Annotated in this window: 23 protein-coding genes and 1 riboswitch; of the genes, 16 read left to right on the forward strand and 7 right to left on the reverse strand. The window is 71.9% G+C overall.

Annotated features, from left to right (window positions below; all coding sequences use genetic code 11):
- Nucleotides 1-88 precede the first annotated feature (88 nt).
- From AC3IYJ_RS12580 to AC3IYJ_RS12590, 3 genes are all read left to right on the forward strand, one after another.
- Nucleotides 89-1,537 carry an NF041680 family putative transposase gene (locus AC3IYJ_RS12580; RefSeq protein ID WP_489399350.1) on the forward strand — a complete coding sequence of 483 codons (1,449 nt, stop codon included), beginning with the start codon at nt 89-91 and terminating at the stop codon, nt 1,535-1,537.
- Between the two features lie 138 nt (nt 1,538-1,675).
- Nucleotides 1,676-3,124, forward strand: coding sequence for an NF041680 family putative transposase (locus AC3IYJ_RS12585; RefSeq protein ID WP_489399350.1), 1,449 nt, complete (start codon nt 1,676-1,678; stop codon nt 3,122-3,124).
- Between the two features lie 309 nt (nt 3,125-3,433).
- Nucleotides 3,434-3,901 carry a hypothetical protein gene (locus AC3IYJ_RS12590; RefSeq protein WP_489401398.1) on the forward strand — a complete coding sequence of 156 codons (468 nt, stop codon included), beginning with the start codon at nt 3,434-3,436 and terminating at the stop codon, nt 3,899-3,901.
- Between the two features lie 688 nt (nt 3,902-4,589).
- On the opposite strand, the gene AC3IYJ_RS12595 is transcribed toward AC3IYJ_RS12590, so the two are convergent.
- Complete coding sequence (locus tag AC3IYJ_RS12595; protein ID WP_489401399.1) at nt 4,590-4,823, reverse strand: ferredoxin; 234 nt, start codon at nt 4,821-4,823, stop codon at nt 4,590-4,592.
- Complete coding sequence (locus AC3IYJ_RS12600; protein WP_489401400.1) at nt 4,823-6,295, reverse strand: aldehyde dehydrogenase; 1,473 nt, start codon at nt 6,293-6,295, stop codon at nt 4,823-4,825. Before AC3IYJ_RS12600 ends, AC3IYJ_RS12595 begins: the two co-directional genes overlap by 1 nt.
- A 183-nt stretch (nt 6,296-6,478) precedes the next feature.
- Between AC3IYJ_RS12600 and AC3IYJ_RS12605 the strand changes: the two genes are divergently transcribed.
- The 7 genes from AC3IYJ_RS12605 (at nt 6,479) to AC3IYJ_RS12635 (ending at nt 14,749) form a co-directional block, all read left to right on the forward strand.
- Complete coding sequence (locus AC3IYJ_RS12605) at nt 6,479-7,546, forward strand: Strvi_7410 family MBL fold metallo-hydrolase (protein WP_489401401.1); 1,068 nt, start codon at nt 6,479-6,481, stop codon at nt 7,544-7,546.
- Nucleotides 7,547-7,682: 136 nt separating this feature from the next.
- A riboswitch (cobalamin riboswitch) is annotated at nt 7,683-7,752 on the forward strand.
- A gap of 147 nt (nt 7,753-7,899) precedes the next feature.
- Nucleotides 7,900-9,171 (forward strand): SCO2321 family membrane protein, encoded by a 1,272-nt coding sequence (locus AC3IYJ_RS12610; protein WP_489401402.1) that lies wholly within the window; start codon nt 7,900-7,902, stop codon nt 9,169-9,171.
- Complete coding sequence (locus AC3IYJ_RS12615) at nt 9,171-9,836, forward strand: SCO2322 family protein (protein WP_489401403.1); 666 nt, start codon at nt 9,171-9,173, stop codon at nt 9,834-9,836. Before AC3IYJ_RS12610 ends, AC3IYJ_RS12615 begins: the two co-directional genes overlap by 1 nt.
- A 158-nt stretch (nt 9,837-9,994) precedes the next feature.
- Nucleotides 9,995-11,107, forward strand: a complete 1,113-nt coding sequence (locus AC3IYJ_RS12620; RefSeq protein WP_489402791.1) for an energy-coupling factor transporter transmembrane component T — start codon at nt 9,995-9,997, stop codon at nt 11,105-11,107.
- A complete protein-coding gene (locus AC3IYJ_RS12625; protein ID WP_489401404.1) occupies nt 11,104-13,119 on the forward strand; it encodes an ABC transporter ATP-binding protein in 2,016 nt (671 codons plus the stop codon). Before AC3IYJ_RS12620 ends, AC3IYJ_RS12625 begins: the two co-directional genes overlap by 4 nt.
- Nucleotides 13,116-13,988 (forward strand): ECF transporter S component, encoded by an 873-nt coding sequence (locus AC3IYJ_RS12630; protein ID WP_489401405.1) that lies wholly within the window; start codon nt 13,116-13,118, stop codon nt 13,986-13,988. The genes AC3IYJ_RS12625 and AC3IYJ_RS12630 overlap by 4 nt, the downstream gene beginning before the upstream one ends.
- 356 nt (nt 13,989-14,344) lie before the next feature.
- Nucleotides 14,345-14,749, forward strand: a complete 405-nt coding sequence (locus AC3IYJ_RS12635) for an aggregation-promoting factor C-terminal-like domain-containing protein (RefSeq protein ID WP_489398986.1) — start codon at nt 14,345-14,347, stop codon at nt 14,747-14,749.
- Nucleotides 14,750-14,898: 149 nt separating this feature from the next.
- Here the strand turns inward: AC3IYJ_RS12635 and AC3IYJ_RS12640 are convergent, their stop codons facing one another.
- Nucleotides 14,899-16,068, reverse strand: coding sequence for a steroid 3-ketoacyl-CoA thiolase (locus tag AC3IYJ_RS12640; protein ID WP_266877343.1), 1,170 nt, complete (start codon nt 16,066-16,068; stop codon nt 14,899-14,901).
- 274 nt (nt 16,069-16,342) lie between these two features.
- Between AC3IYJ_RS12640 and AC3IYJ_RS12645 the strand changes: the two genes are divergently transcribed.
- Both AC3IYJ_RS12645 and AC3IYJ_RS12650 read left to right on the forward strand, forming a co-directional pair.
- Nucleotides 16,343-17,587, forward strand: coding sequence for a cytochrome P450 (locus AC3IYJ_RS12645; RefSeq protein WP_489401406.1), 1,245 nt, complete (start codon nt 16,343-16,345; stop codon nt 17,585-17,587).
- 148 nt (nt 17,588-17,735) lie between these two features.
- On the forward strand, nt 17,736-18,083 hold the full coding sequence (locus AC3IYJ_RS12650; RefSeq protein WP_489401407.1) for a DUF6193 family natural product biosynthesis protein: 348 nt from the start codon (nt 17,736-17,738) through the stop codon (nt 18,081-18,083).
- Nucleotides 18,084-18,286: 203 nt separating this feature from the next.
- On the opposite strand, the gene AC3IYJ_RS12655 is transcribed toward AC3IYJ_RS12650, so the two are convergent.
- The gene (locus AC3IYJ_RS12655; RefSeq protein ID WP_489402792.1) at nt 18,287-20,230 is read right to left on the reverse strand and encodes a bifunctional glycosyltransferase 87/phosphatase PAP2 family protein; all 1,944 of its coding nucleotides are present in this window, start codon (nt 20,228-20,230) and stop codon (nt 18,287-18,289) included.
- Between the two features lie 221 nt (nt 20,231-20,451).
- Here AC3IYJ_RS12655 and AC3IYJ_RS12660 point away from each other — a divergent pair, with 221 nt between their 5' ends.
- Nucleotides 20,452-20,814: an antibiotic biosynthesis monooxygenase family protein gene (locus tag AC3IYJ_RS12660; RefSeq protein WP_489401408.1), complete on the forward strand. Its 363-nt coding sequence runs from the start codon at nt 20,452-20,454 to the stop codon at nt 20,812-20,814.
- A 131-nt stretch (nt 20,815-20,945) separates the two neighbouring features.
- On the opposite strand, the gene AC3IYJ_RS12665 is transcribed toward AC3IYJ_RS12660, so the two are convergent.
- A complete protein-coding gene (locus AC3IYJ_RS12665) occupies nt 20,946-21,341 on the reverse strand; it encodes a nuclear transport factor 2 family protein (protein WP_489401409.1) in 396 nt (131 codons plus the stop codon).
- Between the two features lie 106 nt (nt 21,342-21,447).
- On the opposite strand from AC3IYJ_RS12665, the gene AC3IYJ_RS12670 reads away from it, so the two are divergent.
- Nucleotides 21,448-22,002 carry a GNAT family N-acetyltransferase gene (locus tag AC3IYJ_RS12670; protein WP_489401410.1) on the forward strand — a complete coding sequence of 185 codons (555 nt, stop codon included), beginning with the start codon at nt 21,448-21,450 and terminating at the stop codon, nt 22,000-22,002.
- 57 nt (nt 22,003-22,059) lie between these two features.
- Here AC3IYJ_RS12670 and AC3IYJ_RS12675 read toward each other — a convergent pair whose 3' ends face one another.
- Complete coding sequence (locus AC3IYJ_RS12675) at nt 22,060-24,117, reverse strand: MDR family MFS transporter (protein ID WP_489401411.1); 2,058 nt, start codon at nt 24,115-24,117, stop codon at nt 22,060-22,062.
- A 160-nt stretch (nt 24,118-24,277) separates the two neighbouring features.
- Here AC3IYJ_RS12675 and AC3IYJ_RS12680 point away from each other — a divergent pair, with 160 nt between their 5' ends.
- Both AC3IYJ_RS12680 and AC3IYJ_RS12685 read left to right on the forward strand, forming a co-directional pair.
- The gene (locus tag AC3IYJ_RS12680) at nt 24,278-25,060 is read left to right on the forward strand and encodes a peptidoglycan-binding domain-containing protein (protein ID WP_489401412.1); all 783 of its coding nucleotides are present in this window, start codon (nt 24,278-24,280) and stop codon (nt 25,058-25,060) included.
- A gap of 132 nt (nt 25,061-25,192) precedes the next feature.
- Nucleotides 25,193-25,867 (forward strand): HAD-IA family hydrolase, encoded by a 675-nt coding sequence (locus tag AC3IYJ_RS12685; RefSeq protein WP_489401413.1) that lies wholly within the window; start codon nt 25,193-25,195, stop codon nt 25,865-25,867.
- Between the two features lie 445 nt (nt 25,868-26,312).
- On the opposite strand, the gene AC3IYJ_RS12690 is transcribed toward AC3IYJ_RS12685, so the two are convergent.
- Nucleotides 26,313-26,765: a VOC family protein gene (locus AC3IYJ_RS12690; protein ID WP_489401414.1), complete on the reverse strand. Its 453-nt coding sequence runs from the start codon at nt 26,763-26,765 to the stop codon at nt 26,313-26,315.
- Nucleotides 26,766-26,868: the final 103 nt, after the last annotated feature.

The following is a 26,868-nucleotide window of genomic DNA, read 5'->3' on the forward strand; positions in this document are numbered from 1 at the left end:
TCTGCGGTGTTTCCCGGGACAGCGAAGGCGGCCGTTCTCCACGCTTCGAGATGTCGAGTCACGAGGTACCAGAGAACGGCCGCTGCGTATGAGTCTGTCTGCTGAGGTGTCCGGACGCGAGGCATTGGGCGTGTTGTCCCGCTTTCGTGTCGAGTTCTACGACTGCCTTTACTCCCGGGCTGACGCGCTCTTCGAGCTCGTCGACGCGGCGCTATGTGCCGACGGGCCGGTCAGGTCGCTGGTCGAGCTGACGCTGGCGGCCGAGCACCGGCGCGGACACGGAGCGATGTACGACGCCGTCAACCACGGCTGGCTGGAACCGCGCCGCCTGCGCCGGCTGGTCGCCTCCACGCCGTTGCCGAGGGCTGCCGACGGGCGGATCGTCCTCGCGGTTGATGTGAGCAACTGGCTGCGGCCCGACGCTCCCACCAGCCCGGACCTGCTGTTCTGCCACGTATACGGGCGAGGCCGCAGTGCGGACCAGATGATCCCCGGCTGGCCGTACTCCTTCGTCGCGGCCCTGGAAACGGGCCGGACCTCGTGGACCGCGGTACTGGACGCGATCCGTCTGGGCCCGGCCGACGACGCCACCGCGGTCACCGCCTCCCAGCTCCGCGACGTCATCACCCGGCTCCTGAAGGCCGGCCAGTGGAAGCCCGGCGACCAGGACATCCTCGTCGTCGTGGATGCCGGCTACGACGTCACCCGACTCGCCTACGTCCTGGCCGACCTGCCCGTCGAGCTGGTCGGCCGGCTGCGCTCGGACCGGGTCATGCTCCGCGACGCCGGCCCACGCCGCTCCACCCCACGCGGCGGGCAGCCCCGCAAGCACGGCGGCGTCATCACCTTCTCCAAACCCGACTCCTGGCACACACCCGACCACACCACCGCCAGCACCACCACCCACTACGGCGCGGCCGCAACCCTCGCCTGGGACCGCATGCACCCACGCCTGCAAGCCCGAGGCCCCTGGCTCGACCACTGCGGCGAACTCCCTCTGATCCACGGCACATTGATCCGATTGAAGGTCGAGTATCTCCCTGGTGACCGTGACCCGAAACCGGTCTGGCTGTGGTCCTCCAAGACCGGGATGACGGGCCAGGACATCGACCTGCGGTGGCAGGCATTCCTCCGGCGCTTCGACCTCGAGCACACCTTCCGCCTCTTCAAGCAGACCCTCGGGTGGACCGTCCCGAAGGTCCGCGACCCGCACACCGCCGACCTGTGGACCTGGCTGATCATCGCCGCCCACACCCAGCTCCGCCTCGCCCGCCCCCTCGCCGAGGACCTCCGCCGCCCCTGGGAACGGCCTGCGGAACCCCGCCGACTCACTCCAGCCCGAGTCCGCCGCGGGTTCCGGCACCTCCGCGCGAAGACCGCCCAGCCCGCAGGCGTGCCCCAACCGTCCCTGCCCGGCCCCGGACGCCCACCCGGATCGAAAAACCGCAGGCCAGCCCCACGACACGAGCCCGGCAAAACGGTAAAGCGAGCAGAGACACTCACCGAACACGTCCGCTTGAAAGAACAACGAGGTTAAAGATCAAGCTTAGCTTGATCTTTAACCTCGCTCGTCACCCGACCTGCTGATCTGCGGTGTTTCCCGGGACAGCGAAGGCGGCCGTTCTCCACGCTTCGAGATGTCGAGTCACGAGGTACCAGAGAACGGCCGCTGCGTATGAGTCTGTCTGCTGAGGTGTCCGGACGCGAGGCATTGGGCGTGTTGTCCCGCTTTCGTGTCGAGTTCTACGACTGCCTTTACTCCCGGGCTGACGCGCTCTTCGAGCTCGTCGACGCGGCGCTATGTGCCGACGGGCCGGTCAGGTCGCTGGTCGAGCTGACGCTGGCGGCCGAGCACCGGCGCGGACACGGAGCGATGTACGACGCCGTCAACCACGGCTGGCTGGAACCGCGCCGCCTGCGCCGGCTGGTCGCCTCCACGCCGTTGCCGAGGGCTGCCGACGGGCGGATCGTCCTCGCGGTTGATGTGAGCAACTGGCTGCGGCCCGACGCTCCCACCAGCCCGGACCTGCTGTTCTGCCACGTATACGGGCGAGGCCGCAGTGCGGACCAGATGATCCCCGGCTGGCCGTACTCCTTCGTCGCGGCCCTGGAAACGGGCCGGACCTCGTGGACCGCGGTACTGGACGCGATCCGTCTGGGCCCGGCCGACGACGCCACCGCGGTCACCGCCTCCCAGCTCCGCGACGTCATCACCCGGCTCCTGAAGGCCGGCCAGTGGAAGCCCGGCGACCAGGACATCCTCGTCGTCGTGGATGCCGGCTACGACGTCACCCGACTCGCCTACGTCCTGGCCGACCTGCCCGTCGAGCTGGTCGGCCGGCTGCGCTCGGACCGGGTCATGCTCCGCGACGCCGGCCCACGCCGCTCCACCCCACGCGGCGGGCAGCCCCGCAAGCACGGCGGCGTCATCACCTTCTCCAAACCCGACTCCTGGCACACACCCGACCACACCACCGCCAGCACCACCACCCACTACGGCGCGGCCGCAACCCTCGCCTGGGACCGCATGCACCCACGCCTGCAAGCCCGAGGCCCCTGGCTCGACCACTGCGGCGAACTCCCTCTGATCCACGGCACATTGATCCGATTGAAGGTCGAGTATCTCCCTGGTGACCGTGACCCGAAACCGGTCTGGCTGTGGTCCTCCAAGACCGGGATGACGGGCCAGGACATCGACCTGCGGTGGCAGGCATTCCTCCGGCGCTTCGACCTCGAGCACACCTTCCGCCTCTTCAAGCAGACCCTCGGGTGGACCGTCCCGAAGGTCCGCGACCCGCACACCGCCGACCTGTGGACCTGGCTGATCATCGCCGCCCACACCCAGCTCCGCCTCGCCCGCCCCCTCGCCGAGGACCTCCGCCGCCCCTGGGAACGGCCTGCGGAACCCCGCCGACTCACTCCAGCCCGAGTCCGCCGCGGGTTCCGGCACCTCCGCGCGAAGACCGCCCAGCCCGCAGGCGTGCCCCAACCGTCCCTGCCCGGCCCCGGACGCCCACCCGGATCGAAAAACCGCAGGCCAGCCCCACGACACGAGCCCGGCAAAACGGTAAAGCGAGCAGAGACACTCACCGAACACGTCCGCTTGAAAGAACAACGAGGTTAAAGATCAAGCTTAGCGACTGGCCGCCGTCTGGGGCTGGACATAGGCCGCCAACCCCTTTGGGGGCGGCCGACGTTGTGTGGCGGCGATCAGACCGTCCGGGGCTGCAGGCGGGCTGGGGAGCATCTTGGGCTGCGGACACGCGTTGACGAGGGGAGAGATTTAGGTAAGCCTTACCTCGCTTGAGTCGCGTTCGCGACCGTCCTGACCTCGGAGCTCACTCTCATGTCGTCACCTGCCGCCGATCTGTCTGCCCGTCCTGTCCGCCTGTACGACTCTTGGTGGACAGTGGCAGCCGCAGGACTCGGGGCGATGATCGTCCTGACCCTCGGACTGTGGGTCTCCGTCCACGTCAGCACCGACCCGGCACTGCACACGGCCGCGCTGTTCGCGCACCTCGCCTCGCTCGTCGTCGGCTTCGGCGCGGTTCTGTCCGCCGACTACCACGGTCTGCTGTGGGCCACGGGCCGCTGCACGCTCGCCGAGGTGGTCGGTGCCACATCTCGGCTCCACGTACCCATCTGGGCCGGACTCGGCGGTCTGGTGGTGAGCGGAATGATGCTGGAGCCCAACCTCAGCTCGCCCCTCACCCTCGCGAAGCTCGCACTGGTCGGCCTCCTCACCCTCAACGGCCTGCAGGCCGGCCTCCTCGGCCACCGCCTCAACAACGCGCCCACCATCACCCCGCGCCTACTGCTGTGGGGCGGCGCCACCGCCGTCGTCTCCCAGTTCTGCTGGTGGGGCGCCGTAACCATCGGCTTCCTCAACACCAATACCTGACCCCCCACCCAGCCATACGACCTCAGCCGCCCCTACGGACGGTCCGATCGTCGCCCCCCACGGACATCTGGTCGTCGCCGCTCCTGCGGACGGTCTGATCGTCGCTATACGACGTCAGCCGCCCCCAAGACCGTTGGCGGCCTATGTCCAGCCCCAGACGGCGGCCGGTCGCTATGCCGAGTGGCAGTGCGTAGCGATCTGATGCGCCTCAAGGCATGGGAGGGGCTGGTCGTCGTCTTTTGGTGCGGGTTGGCGTGCGACGGCCTCGGGAAGGGTCCTCGATCGGTGTCGGGTGGGTGTCCCGAACCCCCCGGCGCCCCCAACCCTGTCCAGGCGGCCCCTCCCGGCCGTCCGGACGTCGGCCGACCGGCGGGACCGGGCCCGGGGCTGCGAAGGGTGCCCGCTCCTCCGTATGTCACCCCCCCGGCCATCCCCCGGGGGGATCCCGGAAGTCTTGTGTCGTTCCGGGACGGGACGGTCGGTCAAGGGTGGCCGCAGGCCATCGCGCAGCGACGCGACGCAGGAGCGCCCTTGACGGACCGGCCCGGCCCGGAACGACACTGGACTGGAGGGACGCCCCCAGGGACCGTCGAAGCCACCGAACCACCCGCAGCCCAAGCCAACCCCACACCCCCACCCCCACCCACGAACGCAGCCCCCGCCCGACCACACTCCCCCCACCCCACCCTCACTCCTCCGGCGGGAACACCGCCTCCCCGCTGCCCGCCAGGGCGATCGAGATCGCTTCCACCGGGCAGCCTTCCGCCGCCGTGAGCATCGGCTCGTTCGCGTCCGTTTCCGCCGCCCGCGGGTGCGACTGCCTCGCCGAGTCGAGGGCGAAGCCCTCCGGGGCGTGGTTCACGCACATGCCCGAGCCGATGCAGACCCCTCGGTCCACCTCGACCAGCCACCGGTCGCCCATCACGCACCGGCCGCGGGGGGCTCGTAGCCGGCCGGGAGGTGGATCATCTTGTGCTCCAGGTACTCGCTCAGGCCCTCCGGGCCGAACTCCCGGCCGACGCCGCTGTTCTTGTAGCCGCCGAACGGGCCGAGCATGTCCAGGCTGAAGGTGTTCACGTTGAAGGTGCCGGTCCGCACCTGTCGCGCGAAGTCCACGCCGTGTTCCACGTCCCCGGTCCAGACGCTGCCGCTGAGTCCGAACTCCGAGTCGTTGGCCACGCGCAGGGCCTCCGCCTCGTCCCCGTACGGGATCAGGCAGACGACCGGGCCGAAGATCTCCTCGCGGGCGATCCGCATCGAGTTGTCGACGTCTCCGAAGAGCGTCGGCTCCACGTACCAGCCCTGCCCCAGGCCCGCCGGGACGCCGCCGCCGGACAGGACCTTGGCGCCTTCCTCCTGGCCGATCCGGATGAAGTCGAGGGAGCGCTGCTGCTGCCGCTTGGCCACCAGCGGGCCGAGCTGCGTGGCCGGGTCCAGCGGGTCGCCGACGACCAGGGCGCCGGCCGCGGCGGCGAGCGCCTCGGCGACCTCCTCGTAGCGGCTGCGCGGGGCGAGGATGCGGGTCTGGGCCACGCACGCCTGGCCGTTGTTCATCCAGGCGGCCGGGACTATGCCGGCGATGGTGGTGTCGAGGTCGGCGTCGGGGAGGATCACGGCGGCGGACTTGCCGCCGAGTTCGAGGGTGACGCGGGTGAGGTTGCGCGAGGCGACCTCCATGACGCGCCGGCCGGCCGCGACGGAGCCGGTGAACGCGACCTTGTCCACGCCCGGGTGGCCGACCAGGTACTCGCTGACCTCGCGGTCGGCGGGCAGGATCGACAGCACGCCCTCGGGCACTCCGGCCTCGCGGGCGATGTCGGCGAGGATGTAGGAGTCGAGGACCGCCTCCGGGGACGGCTTGAGGATCACCGCGCAGCCGCTGAGCAGCGCGGGCGCCAGCTTGGCGGCGGCGACGAACTGCGGGACGTTCCAGGGGATGACGGCGGCGACGACGCCGACCGGCTCGCGCCGGACGAGGATCGGGCCGAGTACGCCCTGGCGGTACTCCTCGTAGGGGTAGGCGCGGGCGACGGTGATCGCGGCGTCGTAGACCATCATCGGGCCGAGGGCCTGGGCGAGGACGCTCCAGGAGTACGGGGATCCGTTCTGGGAGCTGATCGAGCGGGCGATCTCCTCGTGGCGGACGGCGATGGAGTCCTTGATCCGGGTGACGACCGCGATCCGCTCGTCGAGGGCCATCCGCGGCCAGGGGCCCTCGTCGAAGGCCTTGCGGGCCACGGCCACGGCGCGGTCCACGTCCGCCTTGGAGGCGTGTGGGACGCTGCCGATGACCTGCTCGGTGTGGGGCGAGACGATCTTGATCGTGTCGGAGCCCAGCGGGTCCGTCCACTCCCCGCCGATGAGCAGTTGTCCGTGTTCGACGAGCTCGGTCATGGCTGATGCCTCCTGCGGCTTGGGCGTTCCAGAACTGATACCAGTTCTAGTTCTAGGAGTCCACGGCCCTGACGCAACCGGGAGTGTGAGCGGGCCGGAAGATCCAACGACTAGTCAGGAAGACTGCAAGATGGTCGACTTGGGCGACTATTGCAACATGTTCTCGTTGGAACGGAGCCCCTCATGACAGAGGACACCTCAGCGGCGACGCCTGACGTCACCGACCACGGCGGAGGCGTGTGGGGCATCAAGGTCCCCATCCCCGACAACCCGCTCGGCCACACCCTCGTCCACGTACTCGACACCGACAGCGGCCCGGTCCTCATCGACACCGGCTGGGACGACCCCGAATCCTGGGACACCCTCGTCGCCGGACTCGGCGCCCTCTCCCTCGCCGTCTCCGACATCCACGGCGTGGTCATCACCCACCACCACCCCGACCACCACGGCCTGTCCGGCCAGGTCCGCGACGCCTCCGGCGCCTGGATCGCCATGCACGCCGCAGACACCGAGGTCGTCGTGCGGACCCGGGCCTCCGAGCCCGGCGTCTGGTTCGACTACATGAGCGAGAAGCTCGCCACCGCCGGAGCCCCCGAGGAGCACATCGCCCCGCTGCGGGCCGCCCGCGCGAGCGGCCGCATGCGGACCCTGCCCGGCCTGCGGGCCGCGGTTCCCGACCGGGAGATCGTCCCCGGCGAGCTGCTGCCGCTGGCCGGCCGGCGGCTGCGGGCCATCTGGACCCCCGGCCACACCCCGGGCCACGTCTGCCTGCACCTGGAGGAGCAGCACCCGGCGAAGCTGCCCGGCAACGGCCGCCTCTTCTCCGGGGACCACCTGCTGCCCGGGATCTCCCCGCACATCGGCCTCTACGAGGACCCTTCCTCGGAGCAGGTCACCGACCCCCTCGGCGACTACCTCGACTCCCTCGAACGCATCGGCCGCCTGGAGCCCGCCGAGGTGCTCCCGGCCCACCAGTACGCCTTCACCGACGCCCCGGCCCGCGTACGGGAGCTCCTGGACCACCACGAGGAGCGGCTGACCGGGCTGTGGGAGCTGCTCGTCGCGCAGCCGCTGACCCCGTGGGCGCTGGCCGAGCGGATGGAGTGGAACCGGCCCTGGGAGCAGATCCCGTACGGCTCCCGCAACATCGCCGTCTCGGAAGCGGAAGCCCACCTGCGGCGGCTGGTGAAGCAGGGTCGCGCGGAAGCGGTGCCGGGTAGCGATCCGGTGACGTACCGAGGCCTGCAGTAGGCCCGCACGCACCCCGCGACGAGCCCCGTGACGAGCCCGGCGGGGGGCCCGGTAAGGGGCACCCCGGTCCGGCGCCACCAGGTGCGCGAGCTACGGGCCGGTAGAGTATGGGCGTCGTCAACACCTTCGTACGGGGGGAAGCCGGTGCAATTCCGGCGCTGACCCGCAACCGTGACCCTCCCTCGGCACCGCCGGGGCGGGGAGCCGGAATGCCCCGTACCGGAGGTGCGCGGCTCGCGCCGCCGGTTCCTCCGGCGGCCGGCACCGTCGAGGTAAACGGAGCCGGAGCCCGGTGCCAGCCCCCTGCTGTGCTGCCTGCCTCCGGGTCCCCACAGGAGAGGCACCCGCACCACATGAACGTCCGCCGCAGCGCCGCCACGCTCGCCGCCTCCGCCGTGCTCTGCGTGGGTGCCGCCCCGGCGGCCCTCGCCGACACTGCCGCGCCCATGCCCTCCGCGACGCCGGTCATCCCCTCCGGACTCTTCGGCAAGGCCGACCCGATGTACGACGGGGTGTGGCGGCAGTCGTTCGCGCTGCTCGCCCAGCACACCGTCGGCGTCGAGTCCGCCCCGCGGGCCGTGGACTGGCTCGTCGGCCAGCAGTGCGCCAACGGCTCCTTCGCCTCCTTCCGCGCGGACACCTCCAAGGACTGCGACGCCTCGGCCTTCATCGACTCCAACGCCACCTCGGTCGCCGTCCAGGCACTGGCCGCGGTCGGCGGCCACGACGAGACGGTGAAGAAGGCCGTCGGCTGGCTGAAGTCCGTGCAGAACGAGGACGGCGGCTGGAGCAACAACCCCGGCGGCGCCATGGACGGCGGTACGGACGCCAACTCGACCGCCCTCGCGATCAGCGCCCTGACGGTCGTCGGCGAGAAGCCCGCCGAGGTCAAGTCGAAGGCGGGCAAGTCCCCGTACGACGCGCTCCTCACCTTCCAGCTGGGCTGCTCCTCCGAGCCGGCCGCCGACCGGGGCGCCTTCGCGTTCCAGCCCGTCGGCGGCAAGCTGTCCGCGAACGCCGACGCGACGGCCGCCGCGGCGCTGGCCGGCCTCGGCAAGGGCTCGGTCGTCCCCCCTTCCGCCACGGACACCCCCGCGACCCCCCTGACCTGCCCGTCGACCGCCGGCGACCCGGCGGCCGCCGCCCAGGGCGCCGCCGGATACCTGGCCGAGGCCCTGAAGAAGGACGGCCACCTCACCGCCGTCACGCCGGGCTCCGACCAGCCGACCACGGACACCGGCAACACCGCCGACGCGGTGATCTCCCTGGCCGCGGCCGGGCACAAGCAGTCGGCCGCCGGCGCGCTGGAGTGGCTGAAGGCCAACTCCGCCGAGTGGGCCAAGGGCAACCCGGCCGGCCTCGGCACCCTGATCCTGGCCGCGCACGCGACCGGCACCGACCCGAAGGCCTTCGGCGGCACGGACCTGGTGGCGGCGCTGAACGCGACGGGCCCGGCGCCCGAGAAGGCCACCGGCTCCCAGGAGGGCGACTCCGGCAAGAAGGCCTCCAAGGACTCCGACGGCTCCGGCAACAAGAACATCTGGTGGATGATCGGCGCGGGCACCGCCGCCGGTATGGGCATCGGCATCGTGCTGAGCGGCCGCCGGAAGAAGAACCAGCTCTGATGCGCCGTCTGACGCCGCTGTTCCTCGGGCTCGGCCTCGTCCTCACGCTCCTCGCCGCGTCGCCGGCCCTCGCCTCCACCTACCGCTACTGGTCGTTCTGGGACGGCACCGGCGGCCAGTGGAAGTACGCCACCCAGGGCCCCTCCTCGGCGCGTCCGGCGGACGGCTCCGTGCAGGGCTTCCACTTCGTGGTCAGCAAGGACGCCGCCGACCAGGCCGCCGCGCCGCGCACCGGCCCGGACTTCGCGGCGGTCTGCTCGGGCACCCCGGCGGTGGACGGCAAGAAGCGGGTCGCCGTGGTCATCGACTTCGGCAGCCCGGCGGACGCCCCCACGGGCGACGCCCCGCCGCAGGACGCCCCGCGCACGGCGTGCGCGCAGCTCGGCCCGGACGCCACGGCGGCCGAGGCCCTGGCGGAGGTGGCGAAGCCGCTGCGCTACAACAGCGCGGCGCTGCTGTGCTCCGTCTCGGGGTACCCGAAGCAGGGCTGCGGCGAGCCGGTCGCGGAAGGCCCGGCAAGCACTCCCGCCAGCCCTCCCGCCGACGCCTCCGCCGACGCGGACAGGAGCGGCGGGCCGTCGGCGGGCCTCCTCGCGGGCATCGCGGCGGTGGCCGCCCTGGCCGCGGCCGCCCTCTGGCAATCGCGCCGCCGCCGCACCCGGTGACCCCGGACCCCGCCGACGCGGGCCCCCGCGCCGGCGGGGCCGACGGTGACCGCGATCGGCCGCCCGCGGGAGCCTCCCGCACCACGCACGGCGCCGCACCCGGCGTCGTGACCCCGGCCCGCCCCGCCGCGGACCGGGCGGCGAAGGGGGCCCGGCGCGTGGCGACGTACAAAAGGATCACGCCTCCCGAGGCCAGTCGGAGCAATGCCCTGCACGCGGGGGCCTGGTGGCTCTGGGCGCTCGGGCTCGCCACCGCCGCCTCGCGCACCACCAATCCCCTCCTGCTCGGCCTCATCGTCGGCGTCGCCGGCTACGTCGTCGCCGCGCGCCGTACGGACGCCCCCTGGGCCCGTTCCTACGGCGCCTTCGTCAAGCTCGGCCTCTTCGTCATCGGGCTGCGCCTCCTCTTCTCCATGCTCCTGGGCTCCCCCATCCCCGGCTCGCACACCTTGTTCACCCTCCCGGAGATCCCGTTGCCCGCCTGGGCTCAGGGCATCCGGTTCGGCGGCCGGGTCACCGCCGAGCAGCTGGTCTTCGCCTTCTACGACGGCGCGAAGCTGGCCACGCTCCTGATCTGCGTCGGCGCCGCCAACGCCCTCGCGAATCCGGCCCGGCTGCTGAAGTCCCTGCCCGCGGCCCTGTACGAGGTGGGCGTCGCCGTGGTCGTCGCGATGACCTTCGCGCCGAACATGGTCGCGGACGTGGTCCGGCTCCGCACCGCCCGCCGCCTGCGCGGGCGGCCCACGGGCGGGGTGCGGGCGATCCTGCAGATCGGCCTGCCGGTGCTGGAGGGCGCGCTGGAGCGTTCCGTCGCCCTGGCCGCGTCGATGGATGCGCGCGGATACGGCCGCACCGCGCGGGTCCCGGCCGCCGTCCGGCACACCACCAACGTCCTGACCCTCGGCGGACTGCTCGGCATGTGCGCGGGTACGTACGGGCTGCTCGCGGCGGAGGGCGCCGTGTTCGGCCTGCCGATCCTCCTCATCGGCCTCGCCCTGGCCCTCGCGGGGCTGCGGCTCGGCGGCCGCCGCTCGATCCGGACCCGGTACCGGCCCGACCGGTGGGGGCTGCGTTCCTGGCTCGTCGCCGGATCGGGCACGGCAGTCGCGGTGCTGCTGATCCGGGCCGCGTCCCTGGACCCGGAGGCGCTGCGGCCTGGTGTGGTCCCCCTCGTCGCCCCCACCCTGCCCCTCTGGCCCGCCGCGGTGATCCTGATCGGCCTGCTTCCCGCCTTCGTGGCACCCGTACCGCCGAAGGAGGCGTCGCTGTGATCCGTTTCGACGAGGTGTCGGTGACGTACGAGGGCGCGCCCTCCCCCTCCCTCCGCGACGCGGACTTCGTCCTCCCCGAGGGCGAGCTGACGCTCCTGGTCGGCCCCTCGGGGGTCGGCAAATCCACCCTCCTAGGAGCGGTCTCCGGCCTCGTCCCCCACTTCACCGGGGGCCGGCTCCAGGGCCGGGTCACGGTCGCGGGCCGTGACACCCGTACGCACAAGCCGCGGGAGCTGGCGGACGTGGTCGGCACGGTGGGCCAGGATCCGCTGGCCCATTTCGTGACGGACGTGGTGGAGGACGAGCTCGCCTACGGCATGGAGTCCCTGGGGCTCGCCCCCGCCGTCATGCGCCGCCGGGTCGAGGAGACCCTCGACCTCCTCGGCCTGGGCGAACTGCGCGACCGCCCCATCGCCACCCTGTCCGGGGGCCAGCAGCAGCGGGTCGCGATCGGCTCGGTCCTGACCCCGCACCCGCGCGTGCTCGTCCTGGACGAGCCGACGTCCGCGCTGGACCCGGCGGCGGCGGAGGAGGTCCTGGCGGTCCTCCAGCGACTGGTGCACGACCTGGGCACGACCGTCCTGATGGCGGAGCACCGCCTGGAGCGGGTGGTCCAGTACGCCGACCAGGTCCTGCTCCTCCCCGCCCCGGGCGCCCCACCGGTCCTCGGCTCCCCCTCCTCCATCATGGCCGTCTCCCCGGTCCACCCCCCGGTGGTGGCCCTGGGCCGCCTGGCCGACTGGTCCCCCCTCCCCCTCTCCGTCCGCGACGCCCGCCGCCTGGCCGCTCCGCTCCGGTCGCGCCTGTCCCGTGCGCCGGGCCCGGACACTCCCGACCCCCGCGAACTGGACCCCTCCGCCCCAGCCCGCAGCGCCGCTTCCCGGACCCTGCCCGGACCCGCGCCTCAAACGTCGGCGGGGCTGGACCTGCCCTGGGCGGAGCCCGAAGACTCGTCGGGGGCGCAGCCCCGAGGCGGGTCCGGGGCGCAGCCCCCGGCAACCGTCCCGGCCACCGCCGGGGCGCAGCCCCGAACGGGGTCCGGGGCGGAGCCCCGGGGAACGGTGGAAGGGTGGGTAGGGGACGGCCGCCCGCAGGGCCCCCGCTCCGGCCCCCACCGGCTAGCCCGCCTGCTCCGGCGCAGCCGAACCACGCCCTCGCCCCCGCCGTCGGCAGCGGCAACGGCAGCGGCGACCGGCACCGGGCCGAAGGCCGAGGTCGGGCCCGGACCGGCCACCGTCAAGGACCTCTCCCTCCGCCGCGGCCGCGCCGAAGTCCTCCGCGGCATCAACCTCACGGTCGCCCCCGGCGACATCGTCGCCCTGATGGGCCGCAACGGCGCCGGCAAGTCCACCCTCCTCGCCACCCTCGTCGGTACGCTCGAACCCACCACCGGCCAGGTGACCGTCAGCGGCCGCACCCCCCACCGCACCCCGCCCCGGGACATGGTGACCCGCGTCGGCCTGGTGCCGCAGGAGCCCCGCGACCTGCTCTACGCCGACACCGTGGCCGCCGAGTGCGCCGCCGCCGACCACGACGCCGGCCGGCCGACGGGGACCTGCCGGGCCCTCGTCACCTCGCTGCTCCCCGACGTCCCCGACGACACCCACCCGCGCGACCTCTCCGAGGGCCAGCGCCTGGCCCTCGCGCTCGCGCTCGTACTGACCGGCCGCCCGGCGCTGCTCCTGCTCGACGAGCCGACCCGCGGTCTGGACTACGCGGCCAAGGCCCGTCTGGTGGAGATCCTGCGCGGCCTGGCGGCCGACGGCCATGCGATCGTCCTGGCCACGCATGACGTGGAGCTCACCGCCGAGCTGGCCCACCGGGTGGTGATCCTGGCGGGCGGGGAGGTCGTCGTGGACGGGCCGACCGCCGAGGTGGTCGTCTCCTCCCCCGCCTTCGCGCCGCAGGTGGCCAAGATCCTGGCCCCGGACCACTGGCTCACGGTGTCCCAGGTGGCCGCCGCTCTCCAAGCGACCCCACCGCCCCCCGCCCAGGACGGCGGTACGCCGTGACCAGCCCCAGCCCCAGCCCCCGCCCCATCCGCATCGGCCCCCGCGCCGCCGCCGCGCTGGTCCTCGTCACCCTCATCGGCATCGCCGCTTTCGGCTGGCCGCTGCTCGCCGACGCGCAGTCGGGTCTGGCGCACTCCCAGGACGCCCCCTGGCTCTTCGCCGCCCTGCTTCCCCTCCTCGTCGGGGTGGTCGTCGCGACCATCGCCGACGACGGGATGGACGCCAAGGCCGTCGCCATGCTCGGCGTACTGGCCGCGGTGGGGGCCGCGCTGCGTCCCCTGGGCGCGGGCACGGCCGGTCTGGAGCCCATGTTCTTCCTGATGGTGCTGAGCGGCCGCGTCCTCGGTCCCGGCTTCGGGTTCGTCCTCGGAGCGGTGACGATGTTCGCGTCGGCCCTGCTCACGGGCGGGGTGGGGCCGTGGATGCCGTTCCAGATGCTGGCCATGGGCTGGTTCTCGCTGGGTGCGGGGCTGCTGCCGGGCCCGGACCGGATCCGGGGGCGGGCCGAGCTGGCGCTGCTCGCGGCGTACGGGTTCCTCGGCTCCTTCGCGTACGGCACGGTCATGAACCTGCAGGGCTGGGTGATCCTGCAGGGCATGGGCCAGGGCATCTCCTTCCACCCCGGCGACCCGGTGGCCGCGAATCTGGCGCGCTTCCTCGCGTACTGCCTGGCGACCTCGGTGGGCTGGGACCTGGGCCGGGCCGCGCTGACCGTCGTACTGACCCTCACGCTCGGCACGACCCTGCTGAAGGCGTTGCGGCGGGCCACCAGGAAAGCCGCCTTCGACGCCCCTGTGGCCTTCGATGCGGGGGCCGGCTCCGGCCGTAAACCTTCCCTCGAAAGGGGTACGGGCGGGTACGCAGGGTGAGATCCGGGGCCCTGTGCGGTGACCCGCCCCACAGGACCTAGGTCACATACGAGGCGGGATAGTAGTCCTTGAACGCCCCTTACCCGCCCCCTCATACCGGCCCCCACCTGCTCGGATGCCTGCCCGGTGGGAGGGGGGCCGTTGCGCCCCGGCTGCGAGGACCACTAGTAAGAGGGGTCGTTGCCAAGGCTGCCGGACCCCCGTAGAACTGGATGAGTCGCAGGGCGGACGGAGATCCCCCGGGTTCACACCCGGTCTCCTGCTCCCGCCGACGAACCCCTCTCCTTTGCGTGAGTGGCTCACGCATGTCTCCGGCATGCCCGCGACCGTCCCTGTCCCCTTCGGAAGGTCCATCCGTGTCCAACGCCGTCATCCGCCGCATCGCCGCTTCGAAGAAGACCCTCGCGGGCACCGTCCTCGCCCTGGGCGTCGCCGGTTCCATGCTTGTCGCGGTTCCCGCGCAGGCCGCCCCGATGAACGCCAAGGCGATCGCCCAGCAGATGATCAAGGACCCGGCCCAGTTCGCCGCCTTCAACAACATCGTTTCCCGCGAGAGCGGCTGGAACCACACCGCCACCAACTCCTCTTCCGGCGCGTACGGCCTGGTCCAGGCCCTGCCGGCCTCGAAGATGGCCTCGGCGGGCCCGGACTGGAAGACCAACCCGGCCACCCAGATCAAGTGGGGCCTGGACTACATGAACTCCCGCTACGGCAGCCCCGTCGGCGCCTGGAGCTTCTGGCAGACCCACCACTGGTACTAAGCCACCAGCGGCAGTGGACGACAGAAGTGCCCGCCCGCCCGTGAGGCCCGGTGCGCACGCATGCGAAGGCCCCGGCGGCCGACCTCCCCAGGTCCGGCCACCGGGGCCTTCGGCTATCCCATCCCACAGGGTCCGAGGCCGGCGCCGTACTACAGGCGCTGGATGATGGTGCCCGTCGCCAGCGCGCCACCCGCGCACATGGTGATCAGGGCGAATTCCTTGTCGCGCCGCTCCAGCTCGTGCAGCGCGGTGGTGATCAGCCGGGCGCCGGTCGCGCCGACGGGGTGGCCCAGCGCGATTCCGCCGCCGTTGACGTTGACCTTCTCCAGGTCCTGGTCGAAGACCTGGGCCCAGCTGAGGACCACGGAGGCGAAGGCCTCGTTGATCTCGACGAGGTCGATGTCCTTCAGCGACATGCCGGCCTTGCCCAGCACCGCACGCGTCGCGTCGATCGGCCCGTCCAGGTGGAAGTGCGGGTCGGAGCCGACCAGCGTCTGGGCGACGATCCGGGCGCGCGGCCGCAGCTTGAGCGCGCGGGCCATCTTGCGCGAGGCCCACATCACGGCGGCGGCCCCGTCGGAGATCTGCGAGGAGTTGCCCGCGGTGTGCACGGCGGTCGGCATGACCGGCTTGAGCCGGGCCAGCGCCTCCATGGAGGTGTCGCGCAGCCCCTCGTCCCGGTCGACCAGCCGCCACATGCCCTGGCCGGCGGCCTGCTCGGCCTCGGTGGTCGGGACCTGCACGGCGAAGGTCTCGCGCTTGAAGCGCTCCTCGGCCCACGCGGCCGCAGCCCGCTGCTGGGACAGCACGCCCAGCTTGTCCACGTCCTCCCGGGTCAGCCCGCGGTGCCGGGCGATGCGCTCGGCGGCCTCGAACTGGTTCGGGAGGTCGACGTTCCACTCGTCCGGGAAGGGCTTGCCGGGGCCGTGCTTGGATCCGGAGCCGAGCGGGACGCGGCTCATGGCCTCGACCCCGCAGGCGATCCCGATGTCCATGACTCCGCCGGAGATCATGTTGGCGACCATGTGGTTGGCCTGCTGGGAGCTGCCGCACTGACAGTCCACGGTGGTCGCGGCGGTCTCGTACGGGAGGCCCATGGCCAGCCAGGCGTTCCGGGCGGGGTTCATCGACTGCTCGCCGGCGTGCGTGACGGTGCCGCCGACGATCTGCTCCACGCAGTCGGGCTGGATGCCGGTGCGGGCGAGGAGCTCGCGGTAGGTCTCGCCGAGAAGGTAGGCGGGGTGAAGGTTGGCGAGTGCGCCCCCGCGCTTGCCGATGGGGGTGCGTACGGCTTCGACGATGACGGGTTCCGCGGCCATGAGCTCGTCCTCTCCTGCTCCTGCGTAGCGCACGGCGCGCTCGGGCGGCGCGCCTCAGCTGGCGGGCGGGCCGTCCCGGCGCCCCGCCCGAACTAGTACGCGTTCTAGTTCTCCCCGCAGTCTTATGACCAGAAGACCCGGTACGCAAGGGTCTTGCACGTGGCTTACACGGATTCCACACGCAACAGTTGGTGCGGGGCCCCTTGTCACTTCTAGAACTCGTTACTACCTTCAAGCCAACTTCTGATGGGCCGTCAGACTTTGGAGTCGCCCGATGCCCTGCCCCGCGCTGCCCGAAGGCTTCGACGCCACCGACCCGGACCTGCTCCAAGCCCGGGTCCCCTACCCCGAGTTCGCACAGTTGCGGGAGACCGCACCCGTCTGGTGGTGCCCGCAGGAGCGGGGCATCACCGGCTTCGACGACGAGGGGTACTGGGCAGTCACCCGGCACGCGGACGTCAAGTACGTCTCCACGCACCCGGAGCTGTTCTCCTCCACGACGAACACGGCGATCATCCGCTTCAACGAGCACATCCAGCGCGAGACGATAGATGCCCAGCGTCTGATCATGCTGAACATGGATCCCCCGGAACACACCCGCGTACGCCAGATCGTGCAGCGGGGCTTCACCCCGCGGGCCATCCGCGGGCTGGAGGAAGCCCTGCGCGACCGGGCCAGGAAGATCGTCGCGGAGGCCCTGGCGGTCTCGGCCGACGGCAGCTTCGACTTCGTCACGCAGGTGGCGTGCGAACTCCCGCTGCAGGCCATCGCCGAGCTGATCGGCGTACCCCAGGAGGACCGCTCGCGGATCTTCGACTGGTCGAACAAGATGATCGCCTACGACGACCCGGAGTACGCGATCACCGCGGAGGTCGGCGGCAACGCGGCCATGGAGCTCATCGGTTACTCGATGAACCTCTCCACGGAGCGCAAGGAGTGCCCGGCGCAGGACATCGTCACGCAGCTGGTCGCCGCCGAGGGCCAGGGCAACCTGGGCTCCGACGAGTTCGGCTTCTTCGTGCTGCTGCTCGCGGTCGCGGGCAACGAGACCACGCGCAACGCCATCAGCCACGGCATGCACGCCTTCCTGACCCACCCCGAGCAGTGGGAGCTGTACAAGGCGACCCGTCCCTCGACGGCCGCCGAGGAGATCGTCCGCTGGGCCACCCCCGTGGTGTCCTTCCAGCGCACCGCCACCCAGGACACCGAACTGGGCGGCCAGAAGATCAAGGCCGGCGACCGCGTCGGCATGTTCTACTCCTCGGCCAACCACGACCCCGAGGTCTTCACCGACCCCGACCGCTTCGACATCACCCGCGACCCCAACCCCCACCTGGGCTTCGGCGGCGGCGGCCCGCACTTCTGCCTCGGCAAGTCGCTGGCCATCATGGAGATCGACCTGATGTTCAACGCGCTGGCCGACGCCCTGCCCGACCTGCGCCTCGTCGGCGAGGGCCCGCGCCGGCTGCGCGCGGCCTGGCTGAACGGCATCAAGGAGCTGCGGGTCAGCCACGGCTGACCCGTGATCCAGGACGGCAGGGGCCCCACCTCCCACGCCCGGCCCCTGCCGTCCCTCGGCCCCCGTGTCTTGTTACCGCCGGGTCGTTACCGTCTCGCCGCCATCCGGATCATTGCCTTGGCGGCGGCCGGGCCCCCAGACTGCCCGGATGAACCTTGAGGACCCCAGCGCCAGACGCTGGCAGCGGTTGCCGACGACCTGGCGGCGGATGGCCGAGGAGAACGGGTCCGAGCCGATGAGCCAGGGCGTCCTGGCGCTCATCGAGGCCGCCCGCGAAGAGCCGGAACTGCGTCGCCTGTACCCGTACACCAGCCACTTCACCCTGTGGTTCAGCGCCTCCGCCGGACACCCCTTCGCCGTGACCGCCCCGGCCGTGGAACCCCTCCCCGACGGCCGCTTCCGCGTACGCGGCCCCCGCCAGACCACCGTCCTCGGCGAAACCGACACGGCGACGGCAGCGATAGCCCTGGTGGTGGCAAACCTCCCGCCCGCCTAGCCGGGGCGCAGCCCCGGGGAACGGGCGAAGAGCGGGTAGGGGACAGGCCCCGCAGGGCCCGACCCTGCTCCGCCGGCCCCGCCGGCCCGGCCCCGAGTGGCGGGAGCCGCCACTCGGGCGGACCATGGCAGAACGCGGCGATCCAGCGCGAAGGGGTGCCGGGACGGGCTGCTACACCGCCCCGGCACCCCTTCGTCGTCGCCTCAGGCGTTCGTACGCTCCCCCGCGCCCACCCGCTCCGGCTGCCGCGGCCGCGGTACGGACACCCCGGCCGGCACGGCATCGCCCCGGGGACCGGAGAGCACGTAGACGAGCCCGAACCCGGCACCCACGACGACCGCGCCGCCGACCGCGTCGAGCACCCAGTGGTTGGCGGTGGCGACGATCGCGCACACGGTGATCGTCGGGTGCAGCGCCCCCAGCAGCTTCTGCCAGCCCTTGGGCGCGAGCGTGACGATCACGACCCCGCACCACAGCGACCAGCCGAAGTGCAGCGAGGGCATCGCCGCGTACTGGTTGGAGATCGCGGTCATGGCCCCGTAGCTCGGGTTCGCCAGATCCTGCACCCCGTGCACGGTGTCGATGAAGCCCAGGTCGGGCATCAGTCGCGGCGGCGCGAGCGGGTACAGCCAGAAACCTATGAGCGCGAGCACGGTGGCGAGGCCCAGGGAGGCCCGCGCCCAGCGGTAGTCCTTGGGGCGGCGCCAGTACAGGACGGCCAGGATCGTCAGCGGGACCACGAAGTGGAAGGAGGTGTAGTAGAAGTTGAAGAACGCCTCCAGCCAGGGCGTCTTCGCGACGGCGTGGTTCACCGCGTGCTCGATGTCGATGCCGAGCGCCTTCTCGATGCCGTGGATCTGGCTCCCGTTGCCCTCGGCGAGGCTGCGGCTGGTGGGCGCGGCGGCCCGGATGTGGGAGTAGAGCGAGTAGCCGACCCGTATCAGCAGCAGTTCCAGCAGCAGGTTGGGGCGCGAGAGCACGCGCCGCCAGAACGGCAGCAGCGGAATCCGCGCCCACCGTGCGGGGGCGGGCCGCCCGTAGGCCGTCGGCACGGGCTCGCGCCAGTACGGGGACGAGCGCGGCAGGAACGGCACGGCGCAGGCCGCCGCGACGGCCGCGAGCAGCAGCACGTTGTCCCGTACGGGGGCCAGCGCGGCCAGGTTGGGCAGCAGCACGTCGCTCGGCAGGGTCATGGCGAGGACCACCGCCACCGGCCAGACGGGCCGGTCGGCGGCCCGCTTGCCGACCTTGCCGGCGACCGCGAGCAGCACCCAGAGCAGCTGGTGGCGCCACCCGGTCGGGGACACGGCGACGGCCACGCAGCCGGTGATGGCGACGGCGAGCAGCAGCTGTCCGTCGCGGGCGTAGCGGGCGGCGCGGCGCAGGCCGAACCAGGCGACGGCGCCCGCGAGGGCGAGGTAGAACAGGATCTCGCCGGGGCCGGTCAGGCCCAGGCGCAGCAGTGCGCCGTGCACGGACTGGTTGGCGAGGCTGTCGGGGGCGCCGCCGAGGCCGGTGCCGGCCAGGTGCTGGACCCAGTACGTCCAAGAGTCGTGCGGCAGGGCCGCCCAGGACAGCGCGGTGGCTCCGGCGAAGGTCAGGGCGGCGGCGCGTGCGGTGGGCTTGCGCCCGGTCAGCCACAGCAGCGCGGCGAAGAGCAGCAGAGCGGGCTGGAGGGCTGCGGCGAGGCCGATCAGGAACCCGGACGGGCGGTCGCCCGGAACCCGGAACACGGCCAGCAGCACCAGCAGGACGGGCAGGACGGCGGTCTGGCCGGGCGATGCGGCCTCGCGGACGGGCAGCGAGACCATCATCAGCGCGACCAGCACGGGCGCGGCCAGCAGCGCGGTGCGCCGGGGCACCGGGTCGGGCAGGCTGCGCGCGGCGACGAGCCCGATGGCGGCGACGAACAACAGGGTCACGCAGGTCCAAGCCACCTCCAAGGAGGGCGTGGCGAAGCCGAGGAGCGGCTTGAGGACCAGCCCCGCGAAGGGGGTTCCGGTGAACTGGCCGTTCTCGTAGAGCAGGCCCGGCAGGCTGCCCGCGGTGCCGGGGAGGTGGAAGTCGCTGAGCCACTCGCCCGGTGGCACGCGCAGCACCACGGCGGCCTGCCTGACGGCGAGCAGCCCTGCCAGCGCCCACAGCATGAGGCGTGCCGCCCCAAGCCTGCCGCCGCTACCGCCTATGACCCCGGCATGTCCGTTCGCACCGCTGTGCTCCGCCGCGTTAGCCACGCCTCGCCGGCCTCCCGCCCTGTTGACCGCAACCCTGACTTTGCCTGGCTGCCGCGTTTGATACCGCGTTTCATACCGCGTCCTTCATTTACCCGGACGACGATATCCCCCGCGCGATACCTAGGATGGCGTGCATGAGCATCGTGAAGATCAACGCACTCACCGTCCCGGCCGAGCAGCGAGAGGTCCTGGAGCAGCGGTTTGCCTCCCGGGCGGGCGCGGTGGAGGGCTCCGACGGGTTCGAATGGTTCGAGCTGCTGCGGCCCGTCGAGGGCACCGACCAGTACCTGGTGTACACGCGCTGGCGCTCCGAGGAGGACTTCCAGGCGTGGATGGAGGGCCCGATGAAGGCGGCCCACCAGGGTGGCGGCGCGGCGGGCGGCCCGGCCGGTGCGGGTGGCGGCGCGGCGGGCGGGGAGCGCCCGAAGCCCGCTGCCACGGGGTCTTCGGTGTGGTCCTTCGAGGTCGTGCAGCAGGCGGCGCCGAAGCAGGCGTGAACGATGAGGGGCCCGGAGCGGACGCTCCGGGCCCTTCGCACTCTCATCCGATTCTCACGTCGGCTCACGTCGGCTCACGTCGGCTCACGTCGGCTCACGTCGGCTCACGTCGGCTCACGTCGGCTTTCGGGTCAGCTCCAGAAGGCGTCGCTCTCGTCGATGTCCTCGATGCAGACGTCGAGGTCGCTGAACTTCCCGCCGACGATCGTGAAGAAGATTCCCTCGTGGATCTCGATCCCGCGGTCGCCGCGGTCCGCGCGCGTTGTGTGGAAACTCATGACGTGGCCGCGGCCGTCGGCAAGCAGTTTGTCCAGATGGATCTGGAGTGTCCCGTTGCTCTCCTCGCCCAGCCGGCGATAGAGGTCGAGGACCGCTTCCCGCCCCTTGTGGTGCCCGGAGATGGGGCTGCTGCCGGGCATGTGCTGGATGACGTCGGCCGTCATCATCGCGCCCAGCTTCTCCATGTCTCCCTGGCCGAAGGCCTCGTAGCCTCGGCGGACCAGGGCACAGTCAGGATGCTCCGACATGTCGGTCCACGCCTTTCGTGCGCACGGTTTGCCCTTTTTCCTATCATCGGCCCGAGGCTGTGGATATTCCACGCGGGGCGGCTCCGTCCGGCTCCACAATGACGCCATGACCAGCAACGAGATGATCAACACCACCACGGCTGCCGCTTCCACGGCTGCTGCCTCGACGGCCGCCTCGACGGCCGCCTGGCAGGTCGCCGCCGAGGCGTTCAGTACCGCGGACGCCACCGTGCTGCGCCGCGCGTACTTCGCGGAGATCGCGGGCCGCTACTGGGAGCGGCCCGTCACCGAGGCCGAGATCGACCAGGGGCTCCTGGACTTCCCGGACGACGGGCTGACGGACCCGACGGGGCGGTTCGTGGTCGGCAGGCTCGACGGCCGGCCCCTGGCCTGCGGAGGCATACGCCTCCTGGACCCGGCCACGGCCGAGCTCACCAGGGTGTACGTGGACCCGCGCGCCCGCGGCACCGGCGGCGGCGCGGCCCTCCTGCGGGCACTGGAGGAGGCGGGCCGCGAGCTGGGCGCCGAGCGCGTCCGGCTGGACACAAGGTCGGACCTGGTGGAGGCCCGCGCCTTGTACGCGCGTCACGGGTACGCGGAGATACCCGCATACAACTCCGGCCCGTATGCCGAGCACTGGTTCGAGAAGCAGCTGGGCTGAGGCCCGAGCCGGGCGGGGACTGCCCGGGCTGCCGGGGCTGCCGCAGGGCTGCCGGGGTCAGGGCGCGGCGGAGTGGTCCCGGCGCGGCAGGGTGTCGTAGGGCTCCTCGGAGTCGGATCCGCAGAGCTCCGCGTTGATCTCCGCGACCAGCTTCGTCAGGTCGGTCGGGCGGTCGGGGCTCCACCAGTCGCCGAGCAGTTCGGCGAGCGAGTCCTGGCGGGCGGCTGACAGCTTCAGCGCGCTCTCCCTGCCCTTGTCGGTCAGGATCAGCGGCAGCCCGTCGCGCACGGCCAGCCCGCGCTCCTCGATCTGGCGGGCCGCGTCCGTGATGGCCTTCAACGGCACGATGGTCCGCTCGGCGAGCACGGCGGGTTCGGCGGAGCCGTACTTGTTGATCCGCAGCAGCAGCCAGCTGGCGGCGGGCAGCAGGTCGTAGCCGGCCTTCTCGGTGATCTTCTCGTAGACGTGCTTGCGGCCCTGGAGGGTCCCGAGCACCGACAGTGCGCGGGCGACCTCGTCATGGGAGGAGCGCTGCACTGGGTTCGAGGCGAGCGTCTCGGTGACATCGGGCGCCGTCACCGAGCCGCGCAGCTTGTCCTCCTTGAGGAACCAGGCCACGACGAAGGCCACCAGCACCACGGGGGCGGCGTACAGGAAGACGTCGGTGATGGAGGTGGAGTAGGCGTCCAGCACCCTCGGCCGCAGGGCGGGGGGAAGGGCAGCGATGGCCCGCGGGTCGGCCTCCAGCCGCGAGGCGTCCACCCCGGGCGGCAGCGGGAGTCCGGCCAGCACGGAGGACAGCTTGTCGTCGAGCCGGTTGGTGAAGATCGTGCCGAAGATGGCGACGCCGAAGGAGGCGCCGATGGAACGGAAGAAGGTGGCACCGGAGGTGGCGACTCCGAGGTCGGCGTAGCTGACCGAGTTCTGCACCACCAGCACGAGCACCTGCATGACCAGTCCGAGGCCGGCGCCGAAGACGAAGAAGTAGATGCTCATCTCCCAGGCGGAACTGGTGCGCTCCAACTGGTGCAGGAGCAGCAGTCCGACGGCGGTCACGGCCGTGCCCAGGATCGGGAAGACCTTCCAGCGTCCGGTGCGGCTGACGATCTGGCCGGAGCCGGTGGAGGTGATCAGCATGCCGAGCACCATCGGCAGCATGTGGACGCCCGACATGGTCGGCGAGACGCCCTGGACGACCTGGAGGAAGGTCGGCAGGTAGACCATCGCGCCGAACATCGCGAAGCCCACGACGAAGCTGATCAGCGAGCAGAGGGTGAAGGTCCGGATCCGGAACAGCTTGAGCGGGAGCACGGGCTCCACGGCCCGCTGCTCGACGAGGACGAAGGCGATCAGCAGCACGACGCCCAGTACGGCCAGTCCGATGATCTCGGGGGAGCTCCAGCCCCAGGTCCCGCCGAGCGAGGCGACGAGCACCAGGCAGGTCGCGACCGAGGCGATGAGGAAGGTGCCGAGGTAGTCGATGGTGTGCTTCTCGGAGCGCACCGGGATGTGCAGGCTCGCGGCGATGACGACGAGCGCGACGAGACCGATGGGGAGGTTGATGTAGAAGACCCAGCGCCACGACAGGTGGTCCACGAACAGCCCGCCCAGCAGCGGTCCGAGCACGCTGGTCGCGCCGAAGACCGCACCGAAGAGGCCCTGGTACTTGCCGCGTTCGCGCGGCGGGACGATGTCTCCGACGATCGCCATCGACAGCACCATCAGCCCGCCGCCGCCCAGGCCCTGCAGCGCGCGGAACCCGATGAGCTGCGGCATGTTCTGGGCGAGCCCGCACAGGGCGGACCCGATCAGGAACAGCACGATGGCGTACTGGAAGAGCTTCTTGCGCCCGTACTGGTCCCCGAGCTTGCCCCAAAGTGGGGTGGCGGCGGTCGAGGCGAGCATGTAGGCGGTGACGACCCATGAGAGATGGGCCATCCCGCCGAGATCGCTGACGATCGTCGGGAGGGCCGTCGAGACGATCGTCTGGTCGAGTGCGGCGATCAGCAGTCCCAGCAGCAGCGCGCCGATGGAGACGAGCACCTCGCGCGATGCGTGTTCGTCGCTGGGGCCGGACTTCCTCGGGTGGGACTCCGTGGCCACGTCCTGAACCATCGACTCCTCCTCAGGGCTGATCGACTACTCCATCCTGAGCGGTGTGTCCGGTTATGGCCTGTCGGGCGGGTTGGGAGGGGCTCCGCGGGTCTGCATAATCGCTGGCAGTGGCCAGGGAGGGGTACCAGTGAGCGCTGAGCGCTGTCCAGATTGCGGCGCCGTGAGAGACGACTGCCGATGCGAGTCCTTGCGGATCCGCCCGTACGTCTCGCTGCCCGACCCCGGCCAGGCCTCCGCGCCGCCGCAGGCCCTTACGCGTCCGGTGCCCCGCGCCGCGCCGGAGGCCCACACCCCGGCGTACGGGACCCCGGTGGCGTCCTGGCCTGACGAAACGATTCAGCTGCGCGCCGTCCCGGCATCCGGACCGGCGCCCGGCGAGGCCGGCGCGCGCCGCCGCATACGCGTCCTCCCGATCGCCGCGGCCGTGGCGGTCGTCGCCACCGCGGCCCTGGCCGTGACGGCCTTCTCCGGTTCCGGCAAGCCCGACACCGAGACGGTCCTCCTCGACGTGAAGCCCACCGCTCCTCTGTCGGGCCTGCCGTCGGCCGCCCCCGCGTCGACCTCGGCGAGCGCGAAGCCGAGCCCGTCCCTCTCCCGTTCCCCGAGCGCCTCCCGCTCCGCCTCTCCCTCCCCGACCCCCACCCCGACCCCCGGCCAGACCCGCTCGTCGGCTCCGGCTGCCACCCCTTCCCCGACTCCGAGCCGCCCCTCCAGCCCTCCCCCGCCGTCGCAGGCGCCCACGCTCCAGTACGGGGACTCGGGCCCGGAGGTGGAGAAGCTCCAGCGGCTGCTGTCGGCCCAGGGGCTCTACCGGGGCAAGTTCGACGGCAAATTCGGTGGTCAGACGCGGTCGGCGGTCTCGACCTTCCAATGGGAGAACGGCATCGAGGGCGACCCGTACGGGGTCTACGGCCCGGAGACGCGCCGCGCCCTGGAGGGATAGAACACATCTCCTCCGGTGGCGCGGACCCCGTTTCGTTTTGTATCCTTCAGGAACAAAGTGGTTCCGTCCTCAATCCCTGACCGGTGGACGGAACCACTTGTTCTCTTTTCCCGCCCCGTCTGGAGCCCCACCGTGCAGGCCACCACCGAGAACGCCGTCCTGACCGCCAAGGCCCTGCTCCTGGACATGGACGGCACCATCGTCAACTCCGACGCGGTGGTCGAACGCTGCTGGCACGACTGGGCCGTCGCCCACGGCCTGGACCCACGGGAAGCCCTGAAGGTCGTCCACGGCCGCCAGGGCTACGCCACGATGGCGATCCTGCTCCCGGACCGCCCGATGGAGGAGAACTTCGCCGAGAACACGGTGATGCTCGCTCGGGAGACCGCCGACACCGACGGCGTGGTCCCGGTCGGCGGCGCCCCCGAGTTCATGGCGTCCATCGGCGCCCTCCCCCACGCCCTGGTCACCTCCGCCGACGCGGCCCTGGCCACGGCCCGGATGACCGCGGCGGCCCTGCCGATGCCGCGGGTCCGGATCACCGCCGAGTCCGTCCAGGCCAGCAAGCCCCATCCCGAGGGCTTCCTGTTGGGCGCCGCCGCCCTCGGTGTCGACCCGGCCGACTGCATCGTCTTCGAGGACTCCGCCGCCGGCATCGCGGCGGGCCAGGCCGCGGGCATGCGCGTCATCGGCGTAGGCCCCCGAGCCGCCGCCCACGCCCCCACCGCCCACGTCCCGGACCTGACCTCCATCGAGGTCACCACCACCCCCGACGGCTCCATCGCCCTCACCCTGCGCTCCGCGTAATCCCCGCAGCCCCGGGTCGGCGACCGCTGCGGCAGGAAGAGCCCGCCGCGCCGCAGCACCCGCCCCCGGGCCGACCGATTCACCAGCCCTGTGGATGCGGCCGGGCATCTCGGCGTGCCGGGCGTCGCGGGGCAGACGGCATCTCGACGACAGGCCCTGAGCCGTCTCTTGCGGATCTTGTCGGGCGAGTCGGCGCCGTCCGGCGCCCTGCCTCGCCGTGCTGCCGGGCTCCCGGCGTACTGGACGCACTCGGGCGCCCTGGCAGCACGGCGAGATGCGGTGCCAGACGGCGCGGACCCGGCAAGACCCGATAGAGACGACCCAGCGCCTCCGGCCGCCCCCACCCTGCTCCGCAGCCCGTCCGAGTCGCGGGCCGCTTCGGCCACGGATCAGCTCAGCACGGATCAGTCGAGCCACGGACCAGGCGGACCAGGCGGACCAGGCCTCAGGCGACGCAGAACTCGTTGCCCTCCGGGTCCTGCATCACGATGGCGTAGTAGCCCTCCCGCTCGTCCATGATCCGCAACACGGTCGCGCCCGCCTCGGTGAGCCGTCCCACCTTCTCGTCGACCCGACCAGCCCGGATCGCCACCGGCACATCGCGTCCGCCGCCGACCTTCAGGTCCAGGTGCATCCGGTTCTTGCCCGACTTCGGCTCCGGAACCTGCTGGAACCACACCCGCGGCCCCAGGCCCTGCGGATCGACGATCGACTCCGGACTCTCCGCCGCCCCCTCCGGCAACTCCTCCTCGGGCACCCCCATGCCCTGCCAGTACTCCCGCCAGGTGGCATGACCGTCCGGCGGCGGCTCCGGCTCGTACCCGAGCGCCTGGGTCCAGAAGGCCACCATCACCCGGGGATCCGCGCAGTCGATGGTCAATTGCAACGTCAGGTCCATACCCGCAGCGTCCCAGGCACCACCGACATCCCCCGGCAAGCAGGCAGGCACGCACGCACGTACGCACCGTACGGCCGCCGACGGCGGCAACCGCAGCGCCACC

The organism is Streptomyces sp. GL_140 (genome assembly GCF_057834465.1).

Coding starts and splice junctions, on each gene's coding strand:
- AC3IYJ_RS12600 (WP_489401400.1), bottom strand. CDS start 6,295: ATGACCGAGCTCGTCGAACACGGACAACTGCTCATCGGCGGGGAGTGG.
- AC3IYJ_RS12610 (WP_489401402.1), top strand. CDS start 7,900: ATGAACGTCCGCCGCAGCGCCGCCACGCTCGCCGCCTCCGCCGTGCTC.
- AC3IYJ_RS12615 (WP_489401403.1), top strand. CDS start 9,171: ATGCGCCGTCTGACGCCGCTGTTCCTCGGGCTCGGCCTCGTCCTCACG.
- AC3IYJ_RS12645 (WP_489401406.1), top strand. CDS start 16,343: ATGCCCTGCCCCGCGCTGCCCGAAGGCTTCGACGCCACCGACCCGGAC.
- AC3IYJ_RS12590 (WP_489401398.1), top strand. CDS start 3,434: ATGATCGTCCTGACCCTCGGACTGTGGGTCTCCGTCCACGTCAGCACC.
- AC3IYJ_RS12605 (WP_489401401.1), top strand. CDS start 6,479: ATGACAGAGGACACCTCAGCGGCGACGCCTGACGTCACCGACCACGGC.
- AC3IYJ_RS12585 (WP_489399350.1), top strand. CDS start 1,676: ATGAGTCTGTCTGCTGAGGTGTCCGGACGCGAGGCATTGGGCGTGTTG.
- AC3IYJ_RS12655 (WP_489402792.1), bottom strand. CDS start 20,230: ATGCTGTGGGCGCTGGCAGGGCTGCTCGCCGTCAGGCAGGCCGCCGTG.
- AC3IYJ_RS12595 (WP_489401399.1), bottom strand. CDS start 4,823: ATGGGCGACCGGTGGCTGGTCGAGGTGGACCGAGGGGTCTGCATCGGC.
- AC3IYJ_RS12580 (WP_489399350.1), top strand. CDS start 89: ATGAGTCTGTCTGCTGAGGTGTCCGGACGCGAGGCATTGGGCGTGTTG.
- AC3IYJ_RS12640 (WP_266877343.1), bottom strand. CDS start 16,068: ATGGCCGCGGAACCCGTCATCGTCGAAGCCGTACGCACCCCCATCGGC.
- AC3IYJ_RS12690 (WP_489401414.1), bottom strand. CDS start 26,765: ATGGACCTGACGTTGCAATTGACCATCGACTGCGCGGATCCCCGGGTG.
- AC3IYJ_RS12650 (WP_489401407.1), top strand. CDS start 17,736: ATGAACCTTGAGGACCCCAGCGCCAGACGCTGGCAGCGGTTGCCGACG.
- AC3IYJ_RS12665 (WP_489401409.1), bottom strand. CDS start 21,341: ATGTCGGAGCATCCTGACTGTGCCCTGGTCCGCCGAGGCTACGAGGCC.
- AC3IYJ_RS12660 (WP_489401408.1), top strand. CDS start 20,452: ATGAGCATCGTGAAGATCAACGCACTCACCGTCCCGGCCGAGCAGCGA.
- AC3IYJ_RS12670 (WP_489401410.1), top strand. CDS start 21,448: ATGACCAGCAACGAGATGATCAACACCACCACGGCTGCCGCTTCCACG.
- AC3IYJ_RS12675 (WP_489401411.1), bottom strand. CDS start 24,117: ATGGTTCAGGACGTGGCCACGGAGTCCCACCCGAGGAAGTCCGGCCCC.